13 protein-coding genes are annotated in these 11715 nt (G+C 72.0%); 6 read left to right on the top strand and 7 right to left on the bottom strand.

Going from position 1 to position 11715, the window contains the following annotated elements:
* Positions 1 to 99 precede the first annotated feature (99 nt).
* Together ACF08B_RS25110 and ACF08B_RS25105 are read right to left on the bottom strand one after the other, a co-directional pair.
* The gene (locus tag ACF08B_RS25110; protein ID WP_392319485.1) at positions 100 to 654 is read right to left on the bottom strand and encodes a hypothetical protein; all 555 of its coding nucleotides are present in this window, start codon (positions 652 to 654) and stop codon (positions 100 to 102) included.
* A gap of 494 nt (positions 655 to 1148) precedes the next feature.
* A complete protein-coding gene (locus ACF08B_RS25105) occupies positions 1149 to 2084 on the bottom strand; it encodes a LysR family transcriptional regulator (RefSeq protein WP_392319484.1) in 936 nt (311 codons plus the stop codon).
* A 136-nt stretch (positions 2085 to 2220) separates the two neighbouring features.
* Here ACF08B_RS25105 and ACF08B_RS25100 point away from each other — a divergent pair, with 136 nt between their 5' ends.
* The 4 genes from ACF08B_RS25100 (at position 2221) to ACF08B_RS25085 (ending at position 5332) form a co-directional block, all read left to right on the top strand.
* Positions 2221 to 3048, top strand: a complete 828-nt coding sequence (locus tag ACF08B_RS25100; protein WP_392319483.1) for a 3'(2'),5'-bisphosphate nucleotidase CysQ — start codon at positions 2221 to 2223, stop codon at positions 3046 to 3048.
* A gap of 34 nt (positions 3049 to 3082) precedes the next feature.
* Positions 3083 to 3679, top strand: coding sequence for an NADPH-dependent F420 reductase (locus ACF08B_RS25095; RefSeq protein WP_392319482.1), 597 nt, complete (start codon positions 3083 to 3085; stop codon positions 3677 to 3679).
* A gap of 309 nt (positions 3680 to 3988) precedes the next feature.
* Positions 3989 to 4708, top strand: a complete 720-nt coding sequence (locus ACF08B_RS25090) for a DinB family protein (protein WP_392319481.1) — start codon at positions 3989 to 3991, stop codon at positions 4706 to 4708.
* Positions 4709 to 4882: 174 nt separating this feature from the next.
* Entirely contained in the window at positions 4883 to 5332 is a 450-nt protein-coding gene (locus tag ACF08B_RS25085) for a peptidoglycan-binding protein (protein WP_392319480.1), read from the top strand.
* 103 nt (positions 5333 to 5435) lie between these two features.
* On the opposite strand, the gene ACF08B_RS25080 is transcribed toward ACF08B_RS25085, so the two are convergent.
* Positions 5436 to 6026 carry a YdeI family protein gene (locus tag ACF08B_RS25080; protein WP_392319479.1) on the bottom strand — a complete coding sequence of 197 codons (591 nt, stop codon included), beginning with the start codon at positions 6024 to 6026 and terminating at the stop codon, positions 5436 to 5438.
* 334 nt (positions 6027 to 6360) lie between these two features.
* Between ACF08B_RS25080 and ACF08B_RS25075 the strand changes: the two genes are divergently transcribed.
* Entirely contained in the window at positions 6361 to 7425 is a 1065-nt protein-coding gene (locus ACF08B_RS25075) for a YihY/virulence factor BrkB family protein (protein ID WP_392319478.1), read from the top strand.
* Between the two features lie 56 nt (positions 7426 to 7481).
* Here the strand turns inward: ACF08B_RS25075 and ACF08B_RS25070 are convergent, their stop codons facing one another.
* The 3 genes from ACF08B_RS25070 to ACF08B_RS25060 form a co-directional block, all read right to left on the bottom strand.
* Positions 7482 to 8231, bottom strand: a complete 750-nt coding sequence (locus tag ACF08B_RS25070; protein ID WP_392319477.1) for an SDR family oxidoreductase — start codon at positions 8229 to 8231, stop codon at positions 7482 to 7484.
* Between the two features lie 130 nt (positions 8232 to 8361).
* The gene (locus ACF08B_RS25065) at positions 8362 to 9081 is read right to left on the bottom strand and encodes an alpha/beta fold hydrolase (protein WP_392319476.1); all 720 of its coding nucleotides are present in this window, start codon (positions 9079 to 9081) and stop codon (positions 8362 to 8364) included.
* A 20-nt stretch (positions 9082 to 9101) separates the two neighbouring features.
* Complete coding sequence (locus ACF08B_RS25060; RefSeq protein WP_392319475.1) at positions 9102 to 10073, bottom strand: alpha/beta hydrolase; 972 nt, start codon at positions 10071 to 10073, stop codon at positions 9102 to 9104.
* 285 nt (positions 10074 to 10358) lie between these two features.
* Here ACF08B_RS25060 and ACF08B_RS25055 point away from each other — a divergent pair, with 285 nt between their 5' ends.
* A complete protein-coding gene (locus ACF08B_RS25055) occupies positions 10359 to 11090 on the top strand; it encodes an FAD binding domain-containing protein (protein WP_392319474.1) in 732 nt (243 codons plus the stop codon).
* Between the two features lie 21 nt (positions 11091 to 11111).
* On the opposite strand, the gene ACF08B_RS25050 is transcribed toward ACF08B_RS25055, so the two are convergent.
* Positions 11112 to 11678, bottom strand: a complete 567-nt coding sequence (locus ACF08B_RS25050; protein ID WP_392319473.1) for a PaaI family thioesterase — start codon at positions 11676 to 11678, stop codon at positions 11112 to 11114.
* Between the last annotated feature and the right edge of the window lie 37 nt (positions 11679 to 11715).

Here is an 11715-nt window from a genome sequence, read left to right as displayed (position 1 = left end):
GCCGCCGGCACCGTGCACGGCCCGGTGTGGGACTGAGCGCGGCGCGGCGCCCGCCCCCGGGGGAGGGGGCGGGGGCGGGCGCTGTTCCTCGCGGTGGCTCTACAGCATGGCGATGGAGCTCGCCCGGTCGTTCATGGCGTCCCCGACGTAGGAGGTGGCCTGCTGGTACTCCTGGTGGAAGCCGGCGGTGTTCGGGGCGTCCCACAACTCCAGCCAGCAGGACAGCGTGGTGAGAGAGCTGATGGAGTTGTTCCAGATGCCGTCCAGGTCGTACTGGAAGTCCCGGCCGTTCCCGCTCTGGCACCCGTTGCCGGCCGTTAACGTCATGGACGAGCCACCGTAGTTCGAGTCCGTGTAGACGACCCCGAGCTGTACGGACTCCGCCGCACTGGTGCCCGAGGACGCCTTGAGCCGGTCGGCCAGCTTCTGATCGATGTGCTTGGCCGACAAGGGAGCGTCGGTGATCCGTCCGTTCGTCGATGCGGCGATGGCCGCGCGGAAGGTGTCGTAGCACTGCTTGCTGCCCGAGTCGATGTCGACCACACAGTTCGTGGCCGTGCGCGCGGGGTTCGCGTTCGCGTTGGCGGTGGCTGCGCCCAGGGCGAGCAGAACGGCCCCTGCGGTGACGGCGACTCGGGACGTACGTGACAACATGGTTCACTCCTGTCTTATTGATGCTTTGTCGACACCCGAGATACTTCCGTCTGGCCCTGGCATAGGTCAGGGCCATATCCAGCCGCCCCAGGCACACAGGCCGTGCGTTGTCGTAGAAGGCCCCTTCCAGGGTGTGAGAGCGGTGGTTGGTTCCGCTCGGACCTGGAGTGGTCTCCTCTCGACGCACATGCCGACTTGCTGGGACGCCCGCACCTTTGACCGATTCGGATCGACGGGAGACATCTCCTGAGCTGGGCAAACGGAGGGGGGAGGTCCGCGTGGAGATCCTTGGGCGCCTTGGCATCGCCGAGGGCATCGCCGTGCTGCCCCGCCGGAACATGAAGGAAGGCGCCCTGTCCTGGATCAGCCGCTGAGTTCGCTTCGCCTACGACCTTGAGCCGGATCGCACGCAAGGTGCAGGGTCTCCCATCCGGGGCGCCAGCGATGGGTGTGCCTCCTTCTGCCGGCCGTGCGGAACGAAGTAGTCGCGTGGATCAGCGGGTTGAGCGGCCCGACGTGGCCGGCTGCGACGCGTCGCACGAGGTCAGCGCGTCCCGTGCCAGCCCGCGCAGCCAGGCGTGGGCGTGGTCGGTGTCGTAGCGCTGATGCCACGACAGGTACACGGGTGCCGACGGAAGTTCGAGCGGCAAGGGGAGCACGGTCAGGCCGAGGTCGGCGACCGCGGAGCGCGTGGTGGCTTCGGGGACACTGACCAGGAGATCGGAGCCACGCGCGAACTCCAGCGCAGCCGATTCCGTGGGCGCGCTCGCGACCACGCGGCGGGTGAGACCGAGCCGCGCGAGAGCGTCGTCGAGGGCGTTGCTGAGGTTTCCACGCCGCGAGACGGTGACGTGCTCAGCGGCGGCGTACCGCTGTGCGGTGACCGTTCTGACGCGGGTGAGGGGGTGCCCCTGCCTCACGACGATGACGAGACGGCTCTCGCCCACGCTCTCGGCGCGGATGTCCGGTGCGCTCGGGCGGTTGGCGTTCGCCTCCAGATCGACCTCGCCACGCCGAAGTCCGGGGGAGTCGGTGCTCGACTCCGCGACGAAGCGCAGTCGCACACCCGGCGCCTGTCCCCGCACGGCCGCGAGCAGCGCGGGGCCGCCCAGGGCGACCAGGGAGTCGTGCCAGCGGAGTGTGAAGGTGCGCTCCAACGTTGCCAGATCGAGCTCACGGCTCGGTGCCAGCACGCCCTGGACCTGGTGCAGCAGCTCGTGGACCTGCTCCCGGACGGCGATCGCATACGGCGTCGGAGTCATCGTGCGGCCGGTGCGCACCAGGATCTGGTCCCCCGTCGTGCGCCGGATCCGGCCCAGACTCCGGCTCATCGCGGGGGCGGTGACGTGCAGACGTGCGGCCGCCCCGGCCACACTGCCCTCCTCCAGCAGCGCGTCGAGCGCAGCGAGCAGATTCAAATCCAGTTGCATGGGAGTCATCCTAGCCGTGCTTTACATGCACTTGAGGTTAACGATGCGCTCTCCTAGCCTTCGAAGTGCGGGCGGCGAAACAGCGCGCGGCCCGCCCAGTCGACCTCATCCCCCCTGCTCAGACGGGAGTACCACCATGCCCGCATCACTCCAGGCCACTACCGCGGCCGCAGCCTCCGCCACCGACGCCGACCTGCTCGCGCAGACCGTGATCGCCGTGCGCACCGCCGGTTCGGCGCTGCGCGAGCGCTTCGGCGAGGTGGTCCGCTACCAGACCCGCGACGAGCTGATGCGCGCACTCGCAGCCAACGACGACACCGCCCTGAGCATCCTGCGCCCCCGCCTCACGGAGCTGCGCCCCGACGCCGGTTGGGTGGAGGACGAACTCGACGGCGGCGCGCTGCCGTCCGGCGAGTGGTGGGTCGTGGATCCGGCCGAAGGCAACGTCAACCACCTGCACGCCCTGCCGGAGTGGGCGGTGACCGCGACCCTCGTGCGCGACAACCAGCCGGCTCTCACCGCGGTCCACCTGCCGTTGACCGGCGAGACCTACACCGCGCTCGCCGGCGGGGGCGCCCACCGGGACGGACTGCCGCTGCATGTCTCGCAGACCACGGACCTCGGTCTGGGCATCGTGGCCACCAGCCAGGCCCGGCCGGACGAGGACGAGACGGTCGTGCGACGTGTGGGCTCCTCGATCACCGCGATGCTCTCCGACGCACTCGTCGTCCGCACCGCCGTGCCCGCGACCCTGCACCTGGTGAACGTGGCCGCCGGCCGGATCGACGCCTTCTGGCAGTTCGTCGGCGCCCGAGCGGACCTGCTCCCCGGCGCGCTCCTCGTCACCGAGGCCGGTGGACGGATCTCCGACGCCGAAGGGCGTCCGTGGACCCCGCAGAGCAGCAGCTTCCTGGCCGCGGCACCCGGCGTCCACGCCCAAGCCGCGTCGACGCTCTCGCGCTGAGCGTACGAGACCCCACCGAGAGGAACGAATCCGCATGAAGAACATCGCTGTACTCGGCAACGGACGCGTCGGCGGCACCCTGGCCGCCGCCCTCACCCGCGCGGGCCATCAGGTGACCGTGGCGGACCGCACGCCGGGCGCCGCCGCCGATGCCGCCCGGGCGGCCCGGATCGTCATCAACGCCACCCCGGGCGCCGGCTCACTGGAACGTCTCGCGGCCCTGCGCGCCGAACTCCGGGGCAAGATCCTCGTCGACGTCTCCAACGCCACCCTCGACGGACCGGACGGACTGCCCGCCGACCTGCTCCACCCCGGCTCGAGCCTTGCCGAAAAGCTCCAGGAAGCACTCCCTGAAACCCGCGTCGTCAAAACACTCAACACCATGCTCTTCCCGGTGATGACCGCGCCGGCCACGCTCACCCAGCCGCCGACCGCGTTCCTCTCCGGCGAGGACCCCGAGGCCAAGCACACCGTCCGCGAACTGCTCACCGGCCTCGGCTGGCGCGAGGAGTGGATCACCGACCTCGGCGGAATCCAGACCGCCCGCGCGACGGAAGCCGCGATCCTGTTCGTGCCCCACGTGATCCGGTCCAACGGGCTCACGCCCTTCGCGATCTCGGTCGCCCGCTGATCCGCCCACATCATCCGCCTCGGGGGACCTGGCTCAGGGAGGATGTCCGCGCGGGCCGTGGTCGGGTTCGATTCCGGGGTCGGGATCTCTGCCCGCTGATACGGCGGCGGTTTGTGGTGAGCGGTTGCGTGAAAGCCATCTCCGCCAGAGAGCCGGCTGCCGTGGGAGGTGGGCGTACGGCGTGCTGGAGTCCGTGGCCTGCGACGGCCGCTCAGCCGGGTGAGCGGGAAATCCGTCGCGCCGCGCGCGGGCGGGCCGTTAGCCTCCGCCTCACCGCAGCGAGGCGGCTGACCGTGGAGGGGAACGCACATGGGGACCGAGCGCGTACGGACCGACCGACTGGGCTTGCTGCTCGACCAGTTCGACTGCGCCAGGGAGCAGGCCCGGGTACGGCTGACGGGACTCGGCGACGAGGAGTACCTGTGGGAGCCGGCCCCCGGATGCTGGTCGATCCGGCGCCGGGGCGAGGCGACGACACCCAGGGCGTTCGGCCCGGGCGAGTGGGTGCTCGACCAGGGCGCCCCTGACATCCCCGCGAGCGAGTACGCGGAGGTCGCCCGGCAGGCGGCCGACGGCATGACGGTCGCGAAGATCGCCGAGGACTGGAGCGTGAGCGTCGGACGCGTCGAGGAGGTCCTGCGCCACACCGGCCCGGCGCGACCCGACGACTCCCCGGTCACCACGATCGCGTGGCGCCTCGCACACCTGCACTTCTGCTTCGCGGGGCAGTGGGAGTGGACCTTCGGCGAACGGCGCACCGACCCGAAGCTGCTGGTCGACTTCACCCCGGACGCCGGCCCGGCGCTGGAGCGGTTCTGGTCGCTGCTGGACCGCTGGCGGGACAGCGTCGCCGCCCTGACCGACGAACAGCTCGACACCGTCGGACTCTCGCAGTACCCCTACGGCTCCGACCCCGACGACCCGTACGCGGCCGTGCTGTGGGGCGCGAACCTCGAATTCATCCACCACATGGCGGAGATGGGCGTCCTCCGCGACCTCTGGGCGGCCCGCGGCACCACCCACCGGTAGCCGGTCCCGTCAGCCCGCCGACGTGCCGCCCATACCGCGGAGGTTGTACACCGGCTCCGCTACCGCGACCGGTGGAGGCGGACGTCAACTCGCGGTTTGGCGACGCGGGCAGGCCTGGAACCGTACGTTGTGTGCTGTGCCGTGAGGCACCCGACGAACAGGGGGAACGAAACGATGCGGACGAACATCGTCACGAGGACACTCCTCGCCACCACCACCGTCGCGGCTCTCGCCGCCGGCAGCCTCGCCGCCGCGGGGACCAGCTTCGCCGCACCCGCGGCCGCGCACCCGGCGGCGGTTTCCGAGGCCGTCACCCCGCAGGCGGTGAACAACCTCGGCCTGAGCACCGCCCAGGCGAAGAAGGTCCAGCGCTGGCTGAAGAGCTACTGGCACTACAACGGCTCCATCGACGGCAAGCTCGGCCCCAACAGCTGGAAGGCGTTCCAGCGCTGCCTTAAGAAGTACTGGGGCTACAACGGCCCGATCGACGGCGTCGTGGGCAAGGGCACGATCAAGGGCCTGCAGCGCCTGCTGAAGGACTCCTACGGCTACCGTGGCGCCATCGACGGGATCGCCGGCTCGGGCACCAAGGCCGCCTTCAAGCGCTTCGCCGACGCCCACTGACGACCATCGGGGCGCGGTGACCGCGAGCGCCCTTCACCCCTGATCCGGACAGGGGTGAAGGGCGTGGCGCGTCTCGCGGAGGGCATCCGGGGTGCACCCCGGCTCAGGGATACAGCTTCTTCTCCTCGGCGAGCATGGCGACGAACTTCTCGATCCGGGCCGTCCGGGTCTCCGGCTTCTTGGCGTCCTCGACCCGGTGGAGGATCGCGAACCGGTTGCGGCTGTCCAGCGTGGCGAAGAAGTCACGGGCCGCCGGCGCCGCGTCCAGCGCCTTCCGCAGGTCGTCGGGGACCGTCGCCTTGCTCTGCGGCGAGTACGCCGCCTCCCAGCGGCCGTCCGCCTTGGCCTTCTCCACCTCGCGCAGACCGGCGGGCCGCATCCGGCCCCGCTCGATCAGATCGATGACCTTGTCCCGGTTGACCTTCGACCACTTGCTGCTCTTGCGCCGTGCGGTGAAGCGCTGCAACCAGTACTGGTCGTCGAACTTCTTCTTCTGCCCGTCGATCCAGCCGTAGCAGAGCGCCGACTCCAGCGCCTGCGCGTAGTCGACACCGTCGATCCCGGAGTCGGCCTTGGGAATCTTCACCCAGACACCCGGGACGACCTCGTGGTTCTCCTCCAGCCACTTCTCCCACGCGTCCTGCGTGGCGAAGGGGAGGACCGGATCCGCCGCGTTCCGTGATCCCTCAGACATGGTCCTCATGAAATCCCACCCCCGTGGCCCGGTCAACAACCGGCCCCGCGGGGCGCGCCCCGCGACGGCGGGCCGCCGGCCTTCCCAACTCGCCCCGCATACAGGGGGAAAGACGGTACCGGGAGGCAACCGGACCACTCCGAGGAGCGGTTCCCAGCAGGCGGCCGACCTCACGAGAAGGCCCGCTGCCGGCCGTCCGGGACGCAAGCGCGGAGCCGACGCGAGCCCCCGGTCGACCACCGCCATCACGCTCAGCAACCGCCCCGGAACCCGTGACGAACCCGTCCGGGACCACTCGCCGGCTTGAGGCGGCACGACGGGGTACCCGCCTGATATGGCGAAGCTGCATCTTCCAGGGCGTAAAGAGCATCCAGCCGGCGACGAGGGTCCCGGGCCGCGCGTGCCCACTCCGGACGAGGCCGGGCCGGATCCGGAGGTCGAGGAGGCGGCGCCGGACACCCCCACCAAGCTGCCCAGGGGGGCATGGCTCGCGGTGCTCAAGGGGTCACTGCGCGAGTTCAAGGACGACGAGCTGACCGACCGGGCCGCGGCCCTCACCTACTACTCCGTCCTCTCCCTGTTCCCGGCCCTGCTGGTCCTGGTGTCCCTGCTGGCGGTCGCCGGCCGATCGGCCACCGACAAGGTGCTGGCCAACCTCAAACACCTCGCGCCCGGCTCCGCGCGCGACATCATCACGCGGGCCGTGGAGCAGCTGCAGAACGGCTCGGGCACCGGCTCGGTCGTCGCCGTGATCGGCATCCTCCTGGCGGTGTGGTCGGCATCCGGGTACGTGGCCGCGTTCATCCGCGCCGCGAACGCCGTGTACGACATGCCCGAGGGCCGGCCGGTGTGGAAGATCCTCCCGGTGCGCGTCGGCGTCACGGTGGTGCTGATGGTGCTGGCCGTCGCCAGCGCGCTGATCGTGGTCTTCACCGGAGGTCTGGCCCGGCGGGCCGGCGGGGCGCTCGGCATGGGGGACACGGCGCTGACCGTGTGGTCGATCGCGAAGTGGCCGGTGCTGGTCCTGCTGGTCACCGTGATGATCGCGATCCTGTACTGGGCCACTCCGAACGCCAAGGTCAGGGGCCTCAGGTGGGTCACCCCGGGCAGTTTCCTCGCCCTGCTGATCTGGCTGATCGCCTCGGCGGGTTTCGCGTTCTACGTCGCGAACTTCTCCTCCTACAACAAGACCTACGGCACCATGGCGGGCGTCATCGTCTTCCTGGTCTGGCTGTGGATCAGCAACCTGGCGATCCTGCTGGGGCTGGAGTTCGACGCGGAGACCGTGCGCCAGCGGGCCATCGCCGGCGGACATCCGGTCGAAGCCGAGCCCTACACGCAGCCCCGTGACACCAGCAAGTGGGACGAGGAGGACGTACGCTGGCTCGACGGCAGGTGAACCGGGCCGTGGACCGGGCGTGGCGGGCCGGCCGGCCCGCCACGCCCGGCCGCCGGTCAGGCGGCGTGGCCGCCGTCCACCGAGAACTCCGCGCCGGTCACGTAGGCCGCCTCCGGCCCCGCGAGATAGGCGACCGCGGACGCCACCTCCGCGGCCGTACCGAAGCGGCCCACGGCGGTCATGGCCGCCTGGGCCGGCGCGTACGGGCCGTCGGCGGGGTTCATGTCGGTGTCGATCGGGCCCGGGTGCACCACGTTCGCCGTGATTCCGCGCCCGCCCAGCTCGCGGGCCAGGGCCTTGGTCAGGCCGATGACGGCCGACTTGCTCATCGCGTACAGCGTGGCGCCCGGGCCGGGCACGCGCTGGGTGACACAGCTGCCGACGGTGATGATCCGCCCGCCGGACGTCATGACCGCGGCGGCGGCCCGGGACGCCAGGTACACCCCGCGGACGTTGACGGCGAGGAGCTGGTCCACGTCGGCGCGGGACATGTCCTCCAGCGGCCCCATCAGTCCGGTGGCCGCGTTGTTGACCAGCACGTCCAGCCGCCCGAGGGCCTCGGCCGCACGGTCGACCGCGCCGGCCGCCTCCTCCGCGTCGGCGGAATCCGCGCGCAGTGCCACCGCCCGCCGGCCCAGCGCCTCCACCGCCCGCACCACCTCCTCGGCCGCGTCCTTGCCGCGCACATAGGTCACCGCCACGTCCGCGCCCTCCCGGGCGAGGCGCAGCGCCGTCGCCGCGCCGATACCCCGGCTCCCGCCGGTGACCAGGGCCGTCCTGCCGTTCAGCGTTCCTCGTGAAGTCATGCCCTCATTCCATCCGCCGGCCCCGGGGGGTGCTGGCGGCGAACGGACACCTACCTGCCGGGCCCGTGACGGCGACCGGCGAAGCCGCCCACCACGGGTGCCTGCCGGTCGCCGTCCCCGGCGTCGGGTGTCAGCGGGTCGCGTGGACGGCGTCGCGGATCAGGCCGGCGACCGCCTCGGGGCGGGACACGGCGACCGCGTGGGACGCGCCCTCCAGTTCCACGACGGTCGCGCCGGCCCGCTTCGCGCCGAAGCGCTCCACCTCCGGGTTGATCGCCCGGTCCGCGCCGGCGATCAGCGCCCAGGACGGCTTGGTCCGCCATGCGGCGGCGGACGCGGTCTCCTCGAACGCCGCCGCCGCGAGCGGCCGCTGTGCCACCGCGAGCACCTTGGTGACCTCGGGGTCCACGTCCGCGGCGAAGACCGACGGGAAGGCGTCCGCGGCGATGGTCACCTCGACGGCGTCCGGCCCGCCGGGCACCGGGTACGTCCACCGCTCCAGGTTCTCGACGAGCGGTGAGAGCGGGAAGCGGCCCTGGAGTTCACCGAGGCTCTCGCCCTCCTCCAGGACGTACGCGGCCACGTAGACGAGCCCGACGACGTTGTCGGCGGTACCGGCGACGGTGATGAGCGCGCCGCCGTACGAGTGGCCGACGAGGACGACCGGCCCGTCGATCCGGGCCGCCACGGAGGCGATGTGGGCGGCGTCGGCGGCCAGGCCCCGCAGCGGGTTGGGCGGAGCGACGACGGGGATGCCCTCGCGCTGGAGCTCGGCGACGACGCCGGACCAGCTCGCGGCGTCGGCGAACGCGCCGTGGACGAGCACGACGGTGGGCGTGGTGGTGGTCATGTCGGTGCTGTCTCCCGGACTCAGGCGCCGTGCAGGGCGGTGTGCAGGGTGCGCAGTGCCAGGTCGATGGCGGCTCCGGCCGCATGGGTCTCCCGCAGGGCGTCGAGCATCACGAAGTCGTGGATGACGCCCTGGAAGCGCACCGAGGTGACGGCCACGCCGGCCTCGCGCAGCTTGTTGGCGTACGCCTCGCCCTCGTCGCGCAGCACGTCGGCCTCACCGGTGACGACCAGCGCCGGGGGCAGACCCCGGAGCTGTTCCACGGTGGCGCGCAGCGGGGACGCGGTGATCTGCGCGCGCTCGGACTCGTCGGTCGTGTACTGGTCCCAGAACCACTGCATGCCGTCGCGGCGCAGGAAGTAGCCGGTGGCGAACTGGTGGTAGGACGGCGTGTCGAAGTTCGCGTCCGTGACCGGGTAGAACAGCACCTGCTGCACCAGGGCGGGTCCACCGCGCTCCTTGGCCATCAGGGTGAGGGCGGCGGTCATGTTGCCACCGACGGAGTCGCCGGCCACGGCCAGCCGCGAACCGTCCAGGTCCTTGGCCGCGCCCTCCCGCACGATCCACCGGGCGACGGCGTAGTTCTGCTCGACGGCCACCGGGTAGCGGGCCTCGGGGGAGAGGTCGTACTCGGGGAAGACGACCGCCGCCCGCGCGCCGACGGCCAGTTCGCGCACCAGCCGGTCGTGGGTGCGGGCGTTGCCGAAGACCCATCCGGCGCCGTGGATGTAGAGGACGACCGGCAGGGTGCCGGTGGCTCCGGCGGGCCGGACGATCCGTGCGCGGACGGTGCCGGTGGGACCGCCCTGGACGGTGATCCACTCCTCGTCGACCGCCGGCTTCCCGATGTCGCCGGACTGCACCTCGTCGACCGCCTTGCGGCCCTCCGCCGGCGGCAGGTCGAACAGGTACGGCGGGTTGGCGGTCGCCTTCGCGAACGCGGCTGCGGCGGGTTCCAGTACCGGCTTCACCGGCACCACGGCATCGGGCATGGCTTCTCCTCGTCTTGCACGGGCTGCCGGGGATCCGGCACACGGACCGGACGTGATTGCGATGTGTCCGGTACCGCTGGAAGCCACCGTAAATCGGCCGGAGGCAGGGCAATTGACCCTGCGCGTACGGCTGGTGTACCCACAGTGCACTCGGCGGGGGCGCACAGGAGGCCGCTGTGTGCCCTGGACGCGCCCCCGCCGGGGAGGCCAGACTTCCCTGCCGCGGGGCGGTGACCGGCAAGCCGTCCGCTCGTCGCCCGACTCCCCAGAAAGGCAGGTCGGCCCGTGCTGTTGCGTCTGCCCACGTCCGTGTCCGAAGCGCAGGAATGTCTGGCCGCGGGCGCCGCGCCGATCGGCGGGGCCACCCTCGTGTGGGCCACCTGGCAACGGGACGGGTTCCCCGAACTCGCCATGTCACTTCGTGAGTTGACGGAGGCCAACGTTCTCGGCGCGGAGACGGTCGGGGCGGGCGTGGTCCTGCACCGGATCGACGACCGGGTGCCGGACGTCCTGCGGCTGGCCGCCGCCACGGTGGGCACCGGGGCCGTGCGCCGGACGGCCACGGTCGGCGGGAACCTCGTCGGCAGCACGCTGCGCTGCCTGCTGCCCGCGGCGCTGGTCCTGGACGCCCGGGCGACGGTGCTGGAGCCCGACGGCGTGCACGAGACCGACCTGGCCGAAGTGGTGGCCAAGCGGCCCGTCCTGCTGAGCCTCCACTGGCGCACGCCGATCGCCTCGGCCTACCGCAAGATGCCCGCTGAAGCGGGCGGGGCGCCCCCGCTCGTCGTCGCCTCGGCGCTGCACGCCCGCGACGGCAGGAGCGACCGCCTGCTGGTCGCCGTGCGGGACGGGTACGAGGTGGTCAGCGGGGTCGCCACCGCGACCGGCGACGCCGGCCGGGCCCTGGAGGAACTGCGACGGACGGCGCTCGGCGACCTGCCGGCCGCCGCATGGGAGGTCGTCCGCCCGCAGATCACCGGACTCCTGGCGGACCACCCCGCGGAGGGACGCGCGTAGGACGCCCTGTCCGGAAGGGGCTCACACCCCGCCGGGCACCGCGAAGAGGGCGCACGTAGTCGTCCCGTGCGCGTACAGCTTGCCGTCCTCGGCCCCGACGACGCGGGCCTCCGCGGTCGCCGTCGTCCGGCCCACGTGGACCGTGCGGCCCTCGCAGCGCAGTGTCGGGGTGGTCGCGAACACCGGCCTGACCAGGTGCACCCCGAGCTGCGCGGTGGTGTAGGCGCGACCGGCCGGCAACGCGGTCAGTACGGCCGTGCCGAGGGCCGAGTCGAGCAGGGTGGCCAGGAAACCGCCGTGGACCGTGCCCATGGGGTTGAAGAGGTGCTCGCCGGGGTCGCCCTCGAAGACGGCCCCGCCCTCCTCGACCCCCACCAGCCGGAAGCCGAGGGTCCCGCAGATCGGGGCCTCCGGCAGACGCCCGTCGAGACTCATGCGGGCCAGTTCGAGGCCGGTGCGGTCACCGGCCGCCGCATAGCCGACCGGCGGCTCCCAGGAATGTGTGCGCGACCGGGTTCCGGGCCCGGATGCGGTGCCGGAGTGTGTGCCGCCAAAGGCGCCGCGGTCGTGGGTGGCGGACTGCGCCATGCTGCTTTCCGTCCTTCGAGGGGCGCGCGGCCGCTGC

The sequence above is a fragment of the Streptomyces sp. NPDC015139 genome (assembly GCF_043079785.1).
Taxonomy (GTDB): Bacteria; Actinomycetota; Actinomycetes; order Streptomycetales; family Streptomycetaceae; genus Streptomyces; species Streptomyces albidocamelliae.
Note: the sequence above shows the minus strand (reverse complement) of the source record. Positions and strands in the feature narration are given on the sequence as shown.